Source organism: Shewanella sp. Isolate13, assembly GCF_022398325.1.
In the GTDB taxonomy this organism is placed as follows: Bacteria; Pseudomonadota; Gammaproteobacteria; order Enterobacterales; family Shewanellaceae; genus Shewanella.
This window is the reverse complement of the sequence record NZ_JAKEVD010000003.1, coordinates 129969-148321: the sequence shown is the minus strand read 5'-3', so window position 1 is coordinate 148321 and position 18353 is coordinate 129969. Positions and strand designations below refer to the sequence as shown.

Annotated in this window: 15 protein-coding genes and 2 tRNA genes; 15 read left to right on the top strand and 2 right to left on the bottom strand. The window is 45.8% G+C overall.

Going from position 1 to position 18353, the window contains the following annotated elements:
* Positions 1 to 68 precede the first annotated feature (68 nt).
* Complete coding sequence (gene yhbY, locus L1D44_RS03025) at positions 69 to 368, bottom strand: ribosome assembly RNA-binding protein YhbY (protein WP_202721862.1); 300 nt, start codon at positions 366 to 368, stop codon at positions 69 to 71.
* 93 nt (positions 369 to 461) lie between these two features.
* Here yhbY and rlmE point away from each other — a divergent pair, with 93 nt between their 5' ends.
* The 14 genes from rlmE (at position 462) to rpsO (ending at position 13824) form a co-directional block, all read left to right on the top strand.
* On the top strand, positions 462 to 1091 hold the full coding sequence (gene rlmE, locus L1D44_RS03020; RefSeq protein ID WP_202721861.1) for a 23S rRNA (uridine(2552)-2'-O)-methyltransferase RlmE: 630 nt from the start codon (positions 462 to 464) through the stop codon (positions 1089 to 1091).
* Between the two features lie 60 nt (positions 1092 to 1151).
* Positions 1152 to 3104, top strand: coding sequence for an ATP-dependent zinc metalloprotease FtsH (gene ftsH / locus L1D44_RS03015; RefSeq protein WP_275660384.1), 1953 nt, complete (start codon positions 1152 to 1154; stop codon positions 3102 to 3104).
* 112 nt (positions 3105 to 3216) lie between these two features.
* Positions 3217 to 4005, top strand: coding sequence for a dihydropteroate synthase (folP, locus tag L1D44_RS03010; RefSeq protein ID WP_220768081.1), 789 nt, complete (start codon positions 3217 to 3219; stop codon positions 4003 to 4005).
* Positions 4006 to 4103: 98 nt separating this feature from the next.
* The gene (gene glmM, locus L1D44_RS03005) at positions 4104 to 5441 is read left to right on the top strand and encodes a phosphoglucosamine mutase (RefSeq protein ID WP_220768058.1); all 1338 of its coding nucleotides are present in this window, start codon (positions 4104 to 4106) and stop codon (positions 5439 to 5441) included.
* Positions 5442 to 5639: 198 nt separating this feature from the next.
* Positions 5640 to 6422 carry a triose-phosphate isomerase gene (gene tpiA / locus L1D44_RS03000; protein ID WP_202721857.1) on the top strand — a complete coding sequence of 261 codons (783 nt, stop codon included), beginning with the start codon at positions 5640 to 5642 and terminating at the stop codon, positions 6420 to 6422.
* Between the two features lies 1 nt (position 6423).
* On the top strand, positions 6424 to 6759 hold the full coding sequence (gene secG, locus L1D44_RS02995) for a preprotein translocase subunit SecG (protein WP_220761661.1): 336 nt from the start codon (positions 6424 to 6426) through the stop codon (positions 6757 to 6759).
* Positions 6760 to 6873: 114 nt separating this feature from the next.
* Positions 6874 to 6959, top strand: a tRNA-Leu gene (locus L1D44_RS02990).
* Positions 6960 to 7062: 103 nt separating this feature from the next.
* A tRNA-Met gene (locus tag L1D44_RS02985) sits at positions 7063 to 7139 on the top strand.
* A 162-nt stretch (positions 7140 to 7301) separates the two neighbouring features.
* The gene (gene rimP / locus L1D44_RS02980; RefSeq protein ID WP_202721855.1) at positions 7302 to 7757 is read left to right on the top strand and encodes a ribosome maturation factor RimP; all 456 of its coding nucleotides are present in this window, start codon (positions 7302 to 7304) and stop codon (positions 7755 to 7757) included.
* A 27-nt stretch (positions 7758 to 7784) separates the two neighbouring features.
* Positions 7785 to 9284: a transcription termination factor NusA gene (nusA, locus tag L1D44_RS02975; protein WP_220768059.1), complete on the top strand. Its 1500-nt coding sequence runs from the start codon at positions 7785 to 7787 to the stop codon at positions 9282 to 9284.
* A 27-nt stretch (positions 9285 to 9311) separates the two neighbouring features.
* Positions 9312 to 11993: a translation initiation factor IF-2 gene (gene infB / locus L1D44_RS02970; protein ID WP_239888771.1), complete on the top strand. Its 2682-nt coding sequence runs from the start codon at positions 9312 to 9314 to the stop codon at positions 11991 to 11993.
* A 66-nt stretch (positions 11994 to 12059) separates the two neighbouring features.
* Complete coding sequence (gene rbfA / locus L1D44_RS02965; RefSeq protein WP_220768061.1) at positions 12060 to 12485, top strand: 30S ribosome-binding factor RbfA; 426 nt, start codon at positions 12060 to 12062, stop codon at positions 12483 to 12485.
* Complete coding sequence (gene truB, locus L1D44_RS02960; protein WP_239888770.1) at positions 12485 to 13432, top strand: tRNA pseudouridine(55) synthase TruB; 948 nt, start codon at positions 12485 to 12487, stop codon at positions 13430 to 13432. The genes rbfA and truB overlap by 1 nt, the downstream gene beginning before the upstream one ends.
* Positions 13433 to 13554: 122 nt before the next feature.
* Positions 13555 to 13824 (top strand): 30S ribosomal protein S15, encoded by a 270-nt coding sequence (gene rpsO, locus L1D44_RS02955; RefSeq protein ID WP_220768063.1) that lies wholly within the window; start codon positions 13555 to 13557, stop codon positions 13822 to 13824.
* Positions 13825 to 13961: 137 nt separating this feature from the next.
* Here the strand turns inward: rpsO and L1D44_RS02950 are convergent, their stop codons facing one another.
* A complete protein-coding gene (locus L1D44_RS02950) occupies positions 13962 to 16004 on the bottom strand; it encodes an EAL domain-containing protein (protein ID WP_239888769.1) in 2043 nt (680 codons plus the stop codon).
* A 202-nt stretch (positions 16005 to 16206) separates the two neighbouring features.
* On the opposite strand from L1D44_RS02950, the gene pnp reads away from it, so the two are divergent.
* On the top strand, positions 16207 to 18312 hold the full coding sequence (gene pnp, locus L1D44_RS02945) for a polyribonucleotide nucleotidyltransferase (RefSeq protein WP_239888768.1): 2106 nt from the start codon (positions 16207 to 16209) through the stop codon (positions 18310 to 18312).
* Positions 18313 to 18353: the final 41 nt, after the last annotated feature.

Below are 18353 nucleotides of genomic sequence, written 5' to 3'. Positions count from 1 at the left end.
GAGCCGCTGAATTAACAGCGGCTCTTTTTATTTATCTTGCAACGGCTTCTTAAAGAGGCCCTTGCTAATTACTTTGCCTTAGGCACAGCAATTTTCATTTCTTCAGACTGACGGAACAGTACTAAGACGTGACCGATAAGCTGTACTTTTTCAGCTTGAGTTTCACGTACAATGGCATCTACGATAGCGTTTTTAAGCTCTCTGTCACCAGAGGCTACTTTCACTTTAATCAATTCATGATGAGAAAGTGCATTATCAATTTCAGCCAGTACTCCTTCAGTCAGGCCGTTGCCACCAAGCATCACTACAGGCTTGAGACTGTGCGCTAAGCCCTTTAAGTGCTGTTTTTGTTTGGTTGTTAAGTTCATTTATACCAACTTTATGCTGAGTTACTGTTGAAAACCCGCTATTCTACCCTTATATAGTCTTTGTGTAACTCTCAATTTTGTTGCGGATTTTAAATGTCAGGAAAAAAACGAACAGCCAGTTCATCTCGCTGGATGCAGGAACATTTCGACGATCACTATGTCAAACTGTCGCAAAAGCGCGGTTTAAGGTCGCGTGCGGCCTTTAAGATTGAAGAGATCCAGGAAAAAGATAAACTCATTCGTCCGGGAATGACGGTTGTTGATTTAGGTGCCGCACCGGGTGGCTGGTCTCAAATTGCCGTTAAATTGGCTGGAGACAGTGGTAAAGTTATTGCTTGTGATATCTTACCTATGGACCCGATTGTTGGTGTTGACTTCCTACAGGGTGATTTCCGTGAAGAGAAAGTGCTAGATGCATTGCTCACGCGTGTAGGCGATGCCAAGGTTGATGTTGTATTATCCGATATGGCACCAAACATGAGTGGTTCAGGTGGGGTCGATCAGCCTCGCGCTATGTATTTAGTAGAGCTTGCGTTAGATATGTGTCATCAAGTGTTGGCACCTAATGGTAGCTTTGCAGTTAAAGTCTTTCAGGGGGAGGGCTTTGATGAATATATGAAAGCGGTTAAAGAGGCGTTTAAAACCGTTAAAACACGTAAGCCAGATTCTTCGAGACCACGTTCTCGTGAAGTCTATCTTGTGGCGACAGGTTACAAGTTATAGTAATCTATCGTAAGTACTCTAACATTAGTTTTCGAAAGACTTTAAAAGAGGTCGAGTAATTTGAGTGACATGGCAAAAAATTTAATTCTCTGGGTTGTCATCGCCGTTGTGTTGATGTCAGTTTTTCAGGGCTATTCCCCCTCTTCTTCTACCAAGCAGAAGATGGATTATTCAACCTTTTTAGACGATGTTCGCTCTGGACAGATTAGTACTGTCGAAGTGAAAAGCGATCAGCGTACCATTGAAGGAACAACGACTACAGGCGAGAAGTTTGTCACTATCATGCCGATGCCAGATCTTGATTTAATCAACGATCTAGACCGTAAAGGCATCATGATGAAAGGACAAGAGGCTGAGGAGTCTGGTTTCTTAACCCAGATCTTTATCTCTTGGTTCCCGATGCTACTGCTTATCGGTGTATGGATTTTCTTTATGCGCCAGATGCAAGGCGGGGGCGGTAAAGGCGCAATGTCATTTGGTAAGAGTAAAGCCAAGTTGATGAGCGAAGATCAGATCAAGACGACTTTTGGTGACGTTGCTGGTTGTGACGAAGCGAAAGAAGACGTTAAAGAGCTGGTTGATTACCTAAAAGAGCCGACTAAATTCCAGAAGCTGGGTGGCCGTATTCCAACAGGTGTACTACTCGTTGGCCCACCAGGTACGGGTAAAACTTTGCTTGCTAAGGCGATTGCCGGTGAAGCTAAGGTTCCTTTCTTTACTATTTCGGGTTCGGATTTCGTAGAGATGTTCGTCGGTGTTGGTGCATCTCGTGTGCGTGACATGTTCGAGCAAGCGAAGAAGTCTGCGCCTTGTATCATCTTTATCGATGAGATCGATGCCGTAGGTCGCCAGCGTGGCGCCGGTGTGGGTGGTGGTCACGATGAGCGTGAGCAAACACTTAACCAGATGCTAGTTGAGATGGATGGTTTCGAAGGTAACGAAGGTATTATCGTTATCGCTGCGACTAACCGTCCAGACGTACTCGATGCTGCACTGCTACGTCCAGGTCGTTTCGACCGTCAAGTGGTTGTAGGTTTGCCTGATGTGCGTGGTCGTGAGCAAATTCTTAAAGTTCATATGCGCAAAGTGCCTTTGGCAGATGGCGTTAAGGCAAGTGTCATTGCCCGTGGTACGCCAGGCTTCTCTGGTGCTGACCTTGCGAACCTTGTTAACGAAGCGGCGCTATTCGCGGCTCGTAACAGCCGCCGTGTTGTTGGTATGGAAGAGTTCGAAAGTGCAAAAGACAAGATCATGATGGGCGCAGAACGTCGTACCATGGTGATGTCGGAAGAAGAGAAAGAGATGACTGCTTACCATGAAGCGGGTCATGCAATCGTGGGTTGTTTGGTGCCAGAGCACGATCCTGTGCATAAGGTAACGATTATTCCACGTGGTCGCGCACTGGGTGTGACCTTCTTCCTACCAGAGGCCGATGCTATCAGTCAGAGCCGTCGTAAACTTGAGAGTCAAATCTCGGTTGCCTACGGTGGACGTATCGCGGAAGACTTGATTTACGGTAGCGAGAAAGTCTCTACTGGTGCGTCACAAGACATTAAGTACGCCACTTCTATTGCGCGTAACATGGTGACCCAATGGGGCTTCTCTGAGAAGCTGGGCCCTGTACTATACGCTGAAGATGAAAATGAAGTGTTCTTAGGGCGTAGCATGGGTAAATCTCAGCATATGTCTGATGACACCGCTCGCATTATCGACGCAGAAGTGAAGCTGCTTATCGATGCCAACTATGGTCGAGCGCATACTTTCCTAACCGAAAATATGGACATTCTTCATGCAATGAAAGATGCATTGATGAAGTATGAGACTATCGACTCTGAGCAGATCGATGACTTGATGGCTCGTCGTGAAGTGCGTATGCCTGCCGAATGGCAAAAAGATCAGCAGTCTAACGACAGTGACAGCAATAACACTTCATCTGAGAAGAAAGAAGAGATCAAGGAAGCTAAAGAAGAGAAGCCAAATGTCAGTGATGCTGACGAATCTCCAGCTAAGTAATCTTTAGTTTGATAAAGAAAACCCCGTCTAGGGGTTTTCTTGTTTACGGAGCTTTATTTTGTCTATATTAACCAGCGGTCAAAACCTGCTTGATTTGAGTTCTCCTGTCGTGATGGGGATCTTAAATGTTACGCCTGATTCCTTCTCTGATGGTGGCGAATATTCATCATTTGAAACAGCCTGCAAGCAAGCCGATTTAATGGTGGCCCAGGGCGCAAAAATCATCGATATCGGTGGTGAGTCTACCCGTCCCGGTGCGAAAGATGTGTCGGTTGATGATGAATTAGCACGTGTGTTGCCTCTAATTGAATATGTTAGCCGTAATCATGATGTGTGGATCTCTATCGACACCAGTAAAGCCGACGTCATGTTGGCAGCGGTTAGAGCCGGCGCTCATTTGATTAATGATGTAAGAGCCTTGCAAGAGCCTGAAGCATTAGAAACCGCCGCAAAGCTCAATGTGCCAGTGTGTTTGATGCATATGCAGGGGCAGCCAAGAACCATGCAGGATGCGCCATATTATGATGATGTGGTAAGTGATGTCAGTGCGTTTTTTAGTGAACGAATCGATGCCTGTATTGCTGCAGGAATAAAGCGAGAGCATATTGTGCTAGACCCTGGATTTGGGTTTGGTAAGTCATTAGCTCATAATTATGAATTACTCAATCGGATGGCTGAGTTCTCCACGTTCAATTTACCAGTGCTTGCGGGATTATCCCGTAAGAGCATGTTCGGTCAATTACTTGGACGTGAGGTATCACAAAGATTAAGTGCCACACTTGCTGGTAATATGCTGGCAATACAAGCGGGTGCTCAGATAGTGCGGGTTCATGACGTACAAGAGACCTGTGACATGATAGCGGTGTTAGACGCTGCCAAGAATTTTAAAACTTTAGCTTAGCACAGGGCTTTACAGGCCAGCCGTTCAGCTAGGGTTAGTATTTTTTACGGTAGAATCAATGGATTTAGATCTACCTGATTATTGAGTTTGGAGTTCAAGTGAAGCAAAGACAATTTTTCGGAACAGACGGTATTCGTGGCAAGGTAGGGGCAGGTAAGATGACCCCGGAGCTTGCGCTTAAGCTTGGTTGGGCAGCAGGTCGTGTGTTATCTCGTGCTGGTACCCAGAAGGTGATCATAGGCAAAGATACCCGGATCTCGGGTTACCTCTTTGAGTCGGCACTAGAAGCTGGCCTTTCTGCTGCGGGCCTCGATGTGATGCTGATTGGTCCTATGCCAACGCCTGCTGTAGCATACTTAACACGTACATTCCGTGCCGAGGCGGGGATCGTGATCAGTGCTTCCCATAATCCCTATTATGATAACGGCATTAAGTTTTTCGCTAATGACGGTAGTAAGCTCGATGATGACGTCGAACTTGAGATTGAAGCGGAACTCGAAAAGACGTTAACTTGCGTAGAGTCGCACTTGCTAGGTAAAGTTGCCCGTATCGATGACGCCGCTGGTCGTTATATTGAATACTGTAAGAGTCACTTTCCAGCTGAGCAGACCCTTAGCGGACTAAAGATTGTGGTTGACTGTGCTCACGGCGCAACATATCACATCGCTCCAAGTGTATTTAAAGAGCTAGGCGCCGAAGTCATTGCGATTGGTGATAAGCCAAATGGATTGAACATCAACGATAAAGTTGGTGCGACATCTATGGGGCAGATCTGTGAAACGGTATTGGCTGAAAATGCCGATTTAGGTATTGCGCTCGATGGCGATGGTGACCGTATCATGATGGTTAACCGTCATGGCCGCGTAATCGATGGCGATGAAATCCTGTATATTCTTGCTTGCGATGCACAAAAGCGTGGTGTGCTTCGCGGTGGTGTGGTTGGCACCTTGATGTCTAACCTAGGTCTAGATCTTGCGCTGCAAGCACTTGATATTCCATTTGTTCGCTCGAAAGTTGGCGACCGTTACGTGATGGAGTTACTCAAAGAGCATGATTGGCGTATCGGCGGTGAAAACTCAGGTCATATCTTGAATTTAGATCATGGTACGACTGGCGATGGTATTGTCGCGGGTATCTTGGTGTTGGCTGCTATGCAGCGCCAAAATGCCACCCTTGAAGAGTTAACTGCGGATATTAAAATGTTGCCGCAAGTGTTAGTTAATGTTCGCTTCGAAGGCGACAGCGATCCGTTAGCTTCTGAAGTCGTTCTCGCTGCGCAAGCTGAAGTAGAGCAAAAGCTAGGCGCGCGTGGTCGAGTATTGCTGCGTAAGTCGGGTACTGAACCACTATTGCGAGTGATGGTTGAAGGTGATGACCAAGTTGCAGTAACTGAATATGCTAATTATATTGCCGATGCAGTACGCAATTTAGTTTAGTAATTAATGGATTAACAACGGTGTTGAAGCTATGTCGCGATTAAATATTCTGCAAATTGATGTTTAATCGTGTCATTGGGATAGTGGTCGCGTAAAAAGTGCGCGTTCTCGCCAAGATTATGAAAAAATAACGCCTTTAGGTATTGTAAGTTCATAAGTGGTTCGCTATTATTCACGCCGCTTTCAAAGGAGACAGTAATGGCACTTAGACGTCCCATGGTTGCTGGTAATTGGAAAATGAACGGCAGTGCGCAGTTGGCGCAAGAGCTATTCAAAAAGTTCGCTACCAAGCTCCAAGATGATTCAGTGGAAGTGGTCTTGTGTCCACCTTCTATTTACTTAGAGAGTGTTCGACAGCTACTAGATGAAAATAAAGAGACCTTAAATGGTTGCTTAGTCAGAATGGGAACTCAGAACCTTAGTCAACATGACTTCGGTGCCTATACTGGTGAAATATCTGGTCAGATGTTAAAGGATTCAGGATGCCGATATGTTATTATCGGGCATTCAGAACGTCGCCGTATGTACGGAGAGACGAGTAATATTGTAGCAGAGAAATTTGCTGCCGCTCAGAAACATGGTTTGACCCCAATATTATGTGTTGGTGAGTCGGGTCCAGCTCGTGAAGCAAGACGCACTTTTGAAGTGATTGCTGAAGAGTTAGACGTGGTCATCGAAAAGAATGGCACCATGGCTTTTGACAACGCGATTATCGCCTACGAGCCGTTATGGGCAGTGGGAACAGGTAAGAGCGCTACGCCAGAGCAGGCTCAAGAAGTTCATGCGTTTATTCGCAAACGCCTCTCTGAAGTATCTCCATTTATCGGAGAAAACATCAGGATTTTGTACGGTGGTAGCGTAACACCGAGTAATGCAGCAGACTTGTTTGCTCAACCTGATGTAGACGGTGGTTTGATTGGCGGTGTAAGCCTTAATGCTACCGAATTTCTCAGTTTATGTACGATAGCGATGAGCGCATAATATGTATGAAGTTCTAATGGTTGTTTACTTGTTGGTTGCGATTGGTCTAGTTGGCCTGATCTTAATCCAGCAAGGTAAAGGTGCTGACATGGGGGCCTCTTTCGGCGCCGGTGCTTCAGGTACTCTGTTCGGTTCATCTGGTTCTGGTAACTTTTTGACTCGTTCAACTGCGATTCTAGCAGTAGCGTTTTTTGCACTAAGCCTTACTATCGGTAACCTAAGTGCGAATCACTCTAAAGCTGAAGGTGCATGGGACGATTTAGGAAGCGATGCAGCTCAAGTTGTAGAACAAGTTCAGCAAGAAGCTGAAAAGTCAGAAGACAAAATCCCTGACTAACTCATAAGGAAACTTATGATGGTATCAATCGACAACGATTGATACCGACTGTAAAACTGCTATTAACCTCTTATACGTAGCAGTTAATTAAAAACAGTCAAACCACGGTTTTATGCGGATGTGGTGGAATTGGTAGACACGCCATCTTGAGGGGGTGGTGAGCTATGCTCGTGAGGGTTCAAGTCCCTCCATCCGCACCAAATCCCTGGTTTCGTTAATGACGAAATCGAGGATAATAAAGAGGCTAAAGAGTCCTTTATTATTGCAAGTGACGAGGTTTCTCAATATACTTGCACAAGTTGTCGCGGGGTGGAGCAGTTTGGTAGCTCGTCGGGCTCATAACCCGAAGGTCGTCGGTTCAAATCCGGCCCCCGCAACCAGCTTCCCAGTAAAGAAATTTATTTCTATACTGTTACAGGTTCTGGATATATCAACCTCGTCATTACGGGGTTTTTTGTTATCTGGAACTTATAAAACTGTCACCGAGTGTGACGTGTACTGGGGCTATTAGGCCCTTTTTTGTTTTTCTGGGGGTGTTAACCTTGGCTACATTAGAACGCAAACTGGTAGAGATGCTCAAAGCGCCAGTTGAAGCATTAGGGCATCAGCTTTGGGGTTTGGAATATATTCAAGCAGGCAAGCATTCTATCTTGCGTTTATATATAGACAATGAAAAAGGCATCTTCATCGAAGATTGTGCTGAAACCAGCCGCCAAGTTAGTGCTGTTATGGATGTTGAAGATCCAATCTCCACAGAATACACATTAGAAGTTTCTTCTCCAGGTGTTGATAGACCTCTGTTTACTGCAGAGCAGTACAAGGCCTACATCGGGGAGACCGTAAAAGTACAATTAACGATGCCAGTAGCTGGCAGTCGTAATTTAAAAGGCACCGTTACTGGCGTTGATGGGCAAATGCTTAATCTGTCGGTAGATGGGAACGAACTGATCGTTGCTTTGGATAATATCCGTAAAGGCAACTTAATCGCTAAGTTTTGATGAATTCAAGGTGAACGAGGCAAGACAATGAATAAAGAGATTCTGCTAGTCGCTGAGGCGGTTTCAAATGAGAAAGGTGTACCGCGCGAGAAGATTTTCGAAGCGCTGGAGATTGCACTAGCCACAGCAACCAAGAAAAAATACGAAGGTGATATCGACGTTCGTGTTGCTATTGATCGTAAAACAGGTGCGTATGAAACTTTCCGTCGCTGGATGGTAGTAGAAGACGCTGGTGTTCCTTTAGAGAACCCATTCCGTGAAATTACGCTTGAAGCAGCGAAGTTTGATGATCCAGAAGTTGAGCTAGGTGGTTTCATCGAAGATGAGATTGAGTCAGTAGCATTTGACCGCATCACCACTCAAACAGCTAAGCAAGTTATCGTACAAAAAGTACGTGAAGCTGAGCGTGCGCAGGTTGTCGATCAGTTCCGTGACCGTGAAGGTGAATTGATCGTTGGTGTTGTTAAGAAGAGCAACCGTGAAAGCGTTGTTGTTGATCTAGGTAACAATGCCGACGGTGTGCTGTTTAAAGAAGATCTGATTTCACGTGAATCATTCCGTCCTGGCGACCGTGTTCGTGCATTGCTTTACTCTGTGCGTCCTGAAGCACGTGGTGCACAGCTATTCTTGACTCGTACTAAGCCAGATATGCTGATTGAGCTATTCCGCGTAGAAGTACCTGAAATTCAAGACGAGATGATCGAAATCATGGGCGCAGCTCGTGATCCAGGTTCTCGCGCTAAGATCGCTGTTAAGTCAAACGACCGTCGTATCGATCCTATCGGTGCATGTGTTGGTATGCGTGGCGCTCGTGTACAAGCTGTATCAAACGAGCTTGGTGGTGAGCGTGTCGATATCGTACTTTGGGACGATAACCCAGCACAATACGTGATTAACTGTATGGCTCCTGCTGACGTGGCATCAATCATCGTAGATGAAGACAACCACTCAATGGATATCGCCGTTGAAGCAGACAGCCTAGCTCAAGCAATTGGTCGTAACGGTCAAAATATTCGTCTAGCGACTCAACTATCTGGTTGGGAACTAAACGTAATGACAGTTGATGATATGAAAGCTAAGCATCAGGCTGAAAGCGCTAAAGTGGTGAATCTATTCATCCAAGCACTAGACGTTGATGAAGAGTTTGCACAACTGCTTTCTGATGAAGGCTTTACTTCTCTTGAAGAAGTGGCGTACGTACCAGAATCAGAACTACTAGAAATTGATGGATTCGACGAAGATATCGTTGAGTCATTAAGAGAGCGCGCTAAAGCGGCGATCTCTACTCGCGCACTTGCGACTGAAGAAGCACTTGACGGTGCTGAACCAAGTGAAGAGCTTCTTGCGTTAGAAGGTCTAGATAGACACTTGGCATTCGTAATGGCAAGCAAAGGCGTTATTACGCTTGAAGACTTAGCCGAACAAGGCATTGATGATTTGATCGAAATTGAAGAATTAACAGAAGAAAAAGCAGGTGAGCTAATTATGGCTGCCCGTAATATCTGTTGGTTTGGCGAAGAAGCATAAGTCGATCAACAGAGGGGAGTTTTATAGATGGCAGATACTACAGTAGATAAATTGGCCAAAGAAGTAGGGAAGAGCGCTGAACGCTTGGTCGAGCAGTTTTCACAAGCAGGTATTAAGAAAACTGCAACGGATACCGTTTCTGAATCAGAGAAGCAACAGCTACTCGATTTTCTTAAGAAGCAGCATGGTGGCGATTCTGCCCCAACGAAAATGACATTACAGCGTAAGTCAGTTTCGACATTGAGCGTTGCGGGTAGCGGCGGTCAATCAAAAGACGTTAAAGTTGAAGTGCGTAAGAAGCGTACTTTCGTTAAGCGTGACGCAGCGGCTGAAGCTGAATTAGCAGCTAAGGCTGAGGCGGAAGCGAAAGCTGCTGCAGAAGCCGAGGCGAAAGCAAAAGCAGAAGCTGAGGCGAAAGCTAAGGCCGAAGCAGAAGCTAAAGCAAAGGCTAAAGCAGAAGCCGAAGCGAAGGCGAAAGCTCAAGTAGCGAAGCCTGTTGCAGAAACTGCAGACGAGAAACAAGCTAAAGCTGAAGAAGCTAAGTTATTAGCTGCACAAGAAGCTGCTGCTAAAGCCAAGGCTGACGAAGAAGCTCGCGCCGCTGCTGAAGAAGCGCGTCGCTTAGCTGAAGAAAACGAGAAGCGTTGGGCTGAAGAAGAAAAAGCCCGTAAAGAAGCTGAGAAGAGTGTAGATCACCACGTGACAACATCTTCTGAAGCGCGTGCGGCTGAAGATACTGCCGATGCAAACGCTGAAAAGCGTGGTCGTCGTACTCGTAAGCCAGCAGCAAAAGCGGGTAACGATGCCAATAGCGGCAGCCCTATGGGTAAAGGCAAAGGTAAGCGCGGTGGTAAAGATAACCGTCGTGATAGCCGTAACCCACGTAACGCTCGCAACAATCGTAGCGTTGCTCCTGAGTCAATGGATCACGCGTTCACTAAGCCTGCAGCAGTAGTTAAAGCTGACGTAAGTATCGGTGAAACGGTTTCTGTTGCAGAGCTTGCTTCTAAGATGTCTATTAAAGCTACTGAAATCATCAAGCAGATGATGAAGATGGGCTCTATGGTGACGATTAACCAAGTACTGGACCAAGAAACTGCTCAGCTTGTTGCTGAAGAGATGGGCCACAAGGTAATTCTAACCCGTGAAAACGAATTAGAGCACCAAGTACTTGCTGACCGTAACGGTGACGTTAAGGTTGAGCCTCGTGCACCAGTTGTTACCATCATGGGTCACGTTGACCATGGTAAGACTTCATTACTTGACTACATTCGCCGTGCGAAAGTTGCTTCAGGTGAAGCGGGTGGTATTACTCAGCACATAGGTGCATACCACGTTGAAACCGACAACGGTATGATCACTTTCTTAGATACCCCTGGTCACGCTGCATTTACAGCAATGCGTGCTCGTGGTGCTAAGGCTACCGATATCGTAATTCTAGTTGTTGCGGCTGACGATGGTGTTATGCCTCAAACAATCGAAGCGATTCAACACGCAAAAGCCGGTGGCGTTCCACTGATTGTTGCTGTGAACAAGATCGATAAGCCAGAAGCTGATCCAGATCGCGTGAAGTCTGAGCTATCTCAGCACGGCGTAATGTCTGAAGATTGGGGCGGAAGCAACATGTTTGTTCACGTTTCAGCTAAGACTGGTCAAGGTATCGACGAGCTACTAGAAGGTATTCTTCTTGAAGCTGAAGTACTAGAGCTGCAAGCTGTTCGTGAAGGTATGGCTGCGGGTGTTGTTGTTGAATCTAAGCTAGATAAAGGCCGTGGTCCAGTTGCAACAGTACTTGTACAAGAAGGTACCTTGAAGCAAGGCGATATCGTTCTGTGTGGTCTAGAGTACGGTAAAGTCCGTGCAATGAAAGATGAGAACGGTAAGTCTATTACTGAAGCGGGTCCATCTATCCCTGTAGAGATCTTAGGTCTATCAGGTGTGCCATCAGCGGGTGACGAAGCGACCGTTGTACGCGACGAGCGTAAAGCACGTGAAGTTGCACTATACCGTCAAGGTAAGTTCCGTGACGTTAAGTTGGCTCGCCAGCAGAAGTCTAAGCTTGAAAACATGTTTGCCAACATGGTTGAAGGCGAAGTTAAAGAACTTAACTTGGTACTTAAAGCTGACGTTCAAGGTTCACTTGAAGCGATTGCTGATTCACTAGATAAACTATCGACTGACGAAGTTAAAGTGAATATTATTGCTCGCGGTGTAGGTGGTTTAACCGAGACTGATGCAAGCCTAGCTGCAGCGTCTAACGCAATTATGGTCGGCTTTAACGTTCGTGCTGATGCACAGGCGCGTAAAGTTGTTGATAGCGAAAGTGTTGACCTACGTTACTACAGCATCATCTATCAGTTAATTGATGAAGTGCGTGACGCAATGGGTGGTATGCTTGCACCAGAATTCAGACAAGAGATCATTGGTCTTGCTGAAGTTCGTGACGTGTTTAAATCGCCTAAGATTGGTGCAATTGCTGGTTGTATGGTTACTGAAGGTACCATTAAGCGTAGCGCACCAATTCGCGTACTACGTGACAACATCGTTATCTACGAAGGTGAGCTTGAATCACTTCGTCGCTTTAAAGATGACGTTAACGAAGTTCGTAACGGCATGGAATGTGGTATCGGTGTGAAGAACTATAATGACGTCAGAGTTGGCGATCAGATTGAAGTCTTCGAGACCGTTGAGATAGCACGTACATTGTAAACCTGTCTCAGTATTTATGGGGGCGGCGTTAGCCGCCCTTACTTTTTGATTAGATGGCAAAATATTATGGCAAAAGAATTTAGTCGTACACGCCGTATTGCACAGCAACTACAGCAAGAGCTAGCGGTTGTGCTTCAGCGTGATATGAAAGACCCACGCATCGGCTTTGTCACTGTTAACGATGTAGACGTTTCTCGCGATTTAAACTACGCAAAAGTTTATGTGACCTTCTTCGAAGAAGATCCAAAGTTAGTCGAGCAGAAAGTCGAGGCATTAGAGGCGGCTGCGGGTTATATCCGCTCACTCGTTGCAGGCCGCATGAAGCTGCGCGTTATGCCTGAGCTACGCTTTATCTATGACAGCTCACTCGTTGAAGGTATGCGTATGTCTAACCTTGTTAGCCGCGTTATCAGTAATGATGAAGCCAAGCAGAAGCAGCATGGCATCGAGTCTGATGCAGAGCAAGACAGCAAGGAAGAGGGCGACAAATAATGGCACGTCGTTCTCGCGGCCGTTTTATCGACGGTATTGTACTGTTAGATAAAGACACCGGCATGAGCTCAAACTTTGCTCTACAAAGAGTAAAGCGCTTTTTTAATGCAAATAAAGCAGGTCATACCGGCGCTCTGGATCCGCTAGCTACGGGTATGTTACCTATCTGCTTGGGTGAGGCTACGAAGTTCTCACAGCACTTACTCGATGCTGATAAGCGTTATTTAGTGACGGCTAAGCTTGGTCAACGTACCGATACGAGTGATTCGGACGGTGAAGTTGTTCAAACGAGAGAAGTTAACTTCACTCAAGAGCAGTTAGATGAGGCTCTGGAACATTTTCGCGGTGAGACGATGCAAGTTCCCTCAATGTATTCTGCATTGAAATACCAAGGCCAGCCTTTGTACAAGTATGCCCGTGAAGGAATTGAAGTTCCTCGAGAGGCGCGCCCAATCAATGTGTTTGAGCTTAACTTTATTAGCCTTGAAGGTGATGAGTTAACCTTAGACATTCATTGTTCAAAGGGCACTTATATCCGCACTATCACCGATGATTTAGGTGAAATGTTAGGCTGTGGTGCACATGTTATCATGCTGCGTCGTACTCAGGTTGCGGGCTACCCATACGACAAGATGGTGTCGCTCAAGCAGCTAGAAGAGCTAGTTGCCAAGGCTGAGGCGGAATCATTACCGTTAACAGAGGTGTTAGATCCGCTTCTGTTACCTATGGATACAGCGGTAAGTGGCTTTAAAGAGGTGAATGTCTCTGATGAGCTAGCGACTTACCTGATGAACGGTAATCCAGTTCAGGTGGCTAATCTACCTGTTGATGAATTAGTGCGGATCACCATAGGTGAAGCGCATCAGTTTGTTGGTATTGGCCAAATGAACGATGATGGGTTACTGGCTCCTAAGCGCCTTATTGTATTAAGGGAGCAACAAGACTAATTGTGGATGATTAATCCTACAATAGGCTTGCTACCTAAAGTCTAAATAGGTAGAATGGCGCGCCCCTTTGGCTGAGTTAGTGATCGGCTAAAGAATTTTAATGAAATATTTTGGAGATAGAAATGTCACTAAGTACTGAAGCAAAAGCACAAATCTTGGCTGAATTCGGCCGTTGTGAAAACGACACTGGTTCTACTGAAGTTCAGGTTGCATTGTTAACTGCACAAATCAACCACCTACAAGGTCACTTCAAAGAGCACATCCATGATCATCATTCACGTCGTGGTCTTTTGCGTATGGTTAGCTCTCGTCGTAAGCTTCTAGCTTACCTAAAGCGTACTGAAAACGTTCGTTACCAAGAACTAATCAAGAAACTAGGTCTACGTCGTTAATTTTAACGTCTGATCTATTAAAAGGAGGCTATGCCTCCTTTTTTTGTGCCTGTTTTATGCTCGTTTTTTCTGTCGTGTTCGCTGAGGTCTCTTGAGCCTGTATGGCTTACGACTATAACCTTGGTGATGCGCTATAGTCAGCTAATCGTTTCTCGGGCATTAGGGTTTGCCGCGAGATAATTTGCTTCAAAGGTGTCTATTGCTAAAGGCTTACTAAAGTAAAAACCTTGGCCTATCTCGCAGCCGCGTTTTTGCAACCATTCGAGTTGCTGCTCATTTTCAATTCCCTCTGCGACAATGCTCAGATCCAGCTGTTTTCCTAACATCAAAATAGTCGATGCTATGGCGCTCTCTTGCGGTAGATCAGAAACAAAGCCGCGATCGATTTTCATGGTATTTATCGGCAAGCGACGCAGATAAGACAGAGAAGAGTAACCGGTACCAAAATCATCTACTGCGATGCCGAATCCTGCGGCCTTTAATTGATTTAACTTAATGATTGCACTTTCAATATCATTCATTAAAGACGTTTCAGTTATCTCTATCTCTAATAGTTCTGGCGCTATTTGGTAGCGTAGTGCCGCTTGTTTTATATCCGGGACTAGGCTTGAGTCTTGGAACTGTTGGGAGGAGACGTTAATTGCGATCGGCATGGCAAGGTTATATTTAACTTTCCACTGCTGAATGGTCTTACAGCTCTGCTCTATTACCCAGCGGCCAATGGGGATGATAATCCCGGTCTCTTCGGCAACAGGAATAAAGGAGGCAGGGCTAATAAGGCGGCCGTCTTTTTGCCAACGGATCAGCGCTTCACAACCAACCACCTCTCCACTTTTGAGATCGAGTTTTGGCTGAAAGTGTAGTAAAAACTCACTGTTTTCCAGTGCATCATGCAGTGAGGCTTCGGTGCGTAATCGCACGGCTGCGCGCTCTGTCATTTGTGGCTTAAAGAATGCCCATTGATTTGACCCCGCAGCCTTGGCGCTATACATGGCGATATCGGCGTGACGAATGAGATCTTCTGCCCGTAGGCCGTCATCGGGATAAATCGCAATACCAATAGAGGCTGCTGGGTGGACTGTATGTTCATTAAGTTGCATAGGAACATTGAGCTGAATGAGCAACTTATCGACAAGTTCGGCCGCATGGTTAGGCGATTCAATGCTGTCTGCAAGTACCACAAATTCGTCTCCGCCTAACCTTGCAACAGTTCCAGACTGGCCAACGGCTATTTCTAGGTTACGCGCTACACGCACTAAGAACTGGTCACCTATATCATGCCCAAGCGAGTCATTGACATTCTTAAACCTGTCTAAGTCAATAAACAGCAGGGCAAATCGGCACTCTTGAAGCTTGGCTCTTTGAATGGTTACCGTGATGGTTTCTAGTAGTAGAGTACGATTAGGTAAGCCTGTTAGCGGGTCTCTGGTGGCCATTTTGCGCAACTTATTTTGGGTTGTGTCGAACTGCGCCAAAATTTGGTTAAGCTTTGAGATAACGACACCAAGCTCATCATTGCTATGGGAGCGAGTCACGGGAAGTAGATTTTTCGCAGGAGACTCAGGATCAATTTTGTCGATAGCCTCGCTTATTTTGGCGATAGGCTGGGTAAGGAAACGATGAAAAACAACGGAAAGCACTAACGTCAGTAGAAAAGCGCGGGCGAGTGTCGCCCAAAGGCTAAATCTAAGGCTAGAAATTAAAGCGCTTGTGAGCTCCTGAGTATCATAAAACACCGTTAAGGTGCCAATAAGCTCTTTATTTCCATTCGCGTCGGTATAGAAAGGTCGATATAGGGAGCGAGAAACCTCTTTTAGATCGCCAAATAGCTCCGAGCTGATCTTGATGAAAAATTCTGGATTGGCGGCTGGCGCACCATTATTAACTGAGACGAAGCGGCTGCCATCTTCGAGTTCTAACAATGCGGAGCTAACATGTTTGACTTTCAAGATCCCTTGAATGGTTTGAGCGGCGAGTAGGTCATCTAGGGCCCAGATGGCATTTATCGCTGGTTGCTCAAAGGAGTCGATTAGCTCACGTTGGGTCAGGCTAAGCTCCTCACGTGTATCGGTGACGAGTAGAAAAATTTCAATTAAAAAGATCGCAACAGCAAAAAATAAAGTGGAAGAAACGAGCAAAACGGTCTGCTTCCATGTGAGCGATTTGAAACTCTCCTTCATCAACTCTCTTCCCTTATATCAATGGTTTAGGTTTGTTTCACTCGTTTGTGACCAGCTAAGGTTACCTTCGCTATTGACGAGTTGGTTCACTTTAGAGAAAAGATTGTGCTTTGTCATCAATCTATTCTCTTTATCTATTGAATAAACTTGCAGTATACTTACGCGCGTAATTAAGGTAATTAAATATTAAGGAATGGTTCACGTGAATCCAATCGTAAAGAGTTTTGAATATGGTCAGCATACGGTCACTCTAGAGACCGGTGTTATTGCGCGTCAAGCAGATGCTGCTGTTTTGGCAAGTATGGGTGATACAACGGTATTGGTTACTGTTGTTGGCAAGAAAGCTGAAGAGCCAGGCCGTGACTTTTTCCCGCTAACCGTTAATTACCAGGAAAAAACATACGCAGCAGGTAAGATCCCAGGTGGATTCTTTAAGCGTGAAGGTCGTCCATCTGAAGGCGAAACCCTAACTGCACGTCTAATCGACCGTCCAATCCGTCCACTATTCCCGAACGGTTTCAAGAACGAAGTTCAGGTTATCATTACAGTTGTTTCTGTTGACCCTGAAATCAGCCCAGAAGTTATCTCTATGATTGGTACTTCTGCTGCACTATCGATTTCTGGTATTCCATTTAATGGTCCACTAGGTTCGGCTCGTGTTGGCTATGTCAATGGCGAATACATCCTTAACCCAACTGTTACGCAGCTTGTTGATAGCCAGTTAGAGCTGTCTGTTGCAGGTACTGAAAGCGCTGTACTTATGGTTGAGTCTGAAGCAAACGCACTGCCTGAAGAAGTTATGCTAGGTGCGGTTGTTTATGGTCATGAACAGCAACAAGTTGTTATTCAAGCAATTAAAGAGCTACAAGCTGAAGTTAACAAGCCTGTATGGGACTGGTCAGCACCAGTACAAGACGAAGAGCTTGTTGCTAAGATCAAAGAGCTGGCAGAAGCTGGTCTAACAGAAGCTTACCAAATTGAAGTTAAGCAAGATCGTTACGCTCAAGTTGGCGTTGTTAAGTCAGCAGCTAAAGAAGCATTACTGGCTGAAAACCCAGATGCAGATACCCGTGAAATCGATGGTCTACTTGGTAGCCTAGAGAAGAAAGTGGTTCGTAGCCGCATCATCGCTGGTAACCCTCGTATCGATGGTCGTGAACCAGATATGGTTCGTGCACTTAACGTGATGGCTGGCGTACTTCCACGTACTCACGGTAGCTCACTATTTACTCGTGGTGAAACTCAGGCGTTAGTAACTTGTACACTTGGTACAGAGCGTGACGCGCAGAAGATTGATAGCATCATGGGCGAGCAAACTAGCCGCTTTATGTTGCACTACAACTTCCCTCCATATTCTGTTGGTGAAACGGGCATGGTAGGTTCACCAAAGCGTCGTGAAATTGGTCACGGTAAGCTAGCATGGCGTGGTATCAACGCTGTTATGCCGACAGCTGAAGAGTTCCCATACAGCGTTCGTGTTGTATCTGAGATCACTGAATCTAACGGTTCAAGCTCTATGGCGTCAGTTTGTGGTACTTCTCTAGCCCTTATGGATGCTGGTGTACCAATCAAGACTTCTGTTGCAGGTATTGCAATGGGTCTAGTTAAGGAAGGCGATGATTTCGTAGTTCTTTCTGACATCCTAGGCGATGAAGATCACCTTGGTGACATGGACTTTAAAGTAGCGGGTACTCGCGACGGTATTACTGCTCTGCAGATGGATATCAAGATCGAAGGTATCACTAAAGAGATCATGCAGATCGCATTAAAGCAAGCTTATGGTGCGCGTGTTCATATCCTAAATGTTATGGATCAAGCTATCTCTGGTCACCGTGAAGATATTTCTGACCACGCTCCACGTATCACGACTCTTAAGATTAACCCTGAGAAGATCCGTGATGTTATCGGTAAAGGTGGTGCTACTATTCGTGCACTAACAGAAGAAACTGGTACTACGATTGAGCTTGAAGATGACGGTACAGTGAAGATTGCTTCTGCAAATGGTGAAGCGACTAAAGAAGCTATCCGTCGTATCGAAGAGATCACTGCAGAAGTTGAAGTTGGCTCTGTATACAACGGTAAAGTCGTTCGTATCGTAGACTTCGGTGCATTCGTAACGATTCTTCCTGGTAAAGATGGTCTAGTACACATCTCTCAAATCGCTGAAGAGCGCGTTGCGAACGTGTCTGACTACCTAGAAGTAGGTCAAGAAGTTAAAGTTAAGGTGATGGAAGTTGATCGCCAAGGCCGTGTACGTCTTTCTATGAAAGAAGCGACACCTAAAGCCGAAGCGCCTGCAGCTGAGTAAGCACTAACACTTTAATAAAAAGGAGGCCTTAGGCCTCCTTT

Bases quoted from the DNA above. Each gene is read 5' to 3' on its own strand.
- yhbY (WP_202721862.1), bottom strand. From the start codon at position 368: ATGAACTTAACAACCAAACAAAAACAGCACTTAAAGGGCTTAGCGCAC.
- rlmE (WP_202721861.1), top strand. From the start codon at position 462: ATGTCAGGAAAAAAACGAACAGCCAGTTCATCTCGCTGGATGCAGGAA.
- folP (WP_220768081.1), top strand. From the start codon at position 3,217: ATGGGGATCTTAAATGTTACGCCTGATTCCTTCTCTGATGGTGGCGAA.
- tpiA (WP_202721857.1), top strand. From the start codon at position 5,640: ATGGCACTTAGACGTCCCATGGTTGCTGGTAATTGGAAAATGAACGGC.
- secG (WP_220761661.1), top strand. From the start codon at position 6,424: ATGTATGAAGTTCTAATGGTTGTTTACTTGTTGGTTGCGATTGGTCTA.
- nusA (WP_220768059.1), top strand. From the start codon at position 7,785: ATGAATAAAGAGATTCTGCTAGTCGCTGAGGCGGTTTCAAATGAGAAA.
- infB (WP_239888771.1), top strand. From the start codon at position 9,312: ATGGCAGATACTACAGTAGATAAATTGGCCAAAGAAGTAGGGAAGAGC.
- rbfA (WP_220768061.1), top strand. From the start codon at position 12,060: ATGGCAAAAGAATTTAGTCGTACACGCCGTATTGCACAGCAACTACAG.
- truB (WP_239888770.1), top strand. From the start codon at position 12,485: ATGGCACGTCGTTCTCGCGGCCGTTTTATCGACGGTATTGTACTGTTA.
- rpsO (WP_220768063.1), top strand. From the start codon at position 13,555: ATGTCACTAAGTACTGAAGCAAAAGCACAAATCTTGGCTGAATTCGGC.
- L1D44_RS02950 (WP_239888769.1), bottom strand. From the start codon at position 16,004: ATGAAGGAGAGTTTCAAATCGCTCACATGGAAGCAGACCGTTTTGCTC.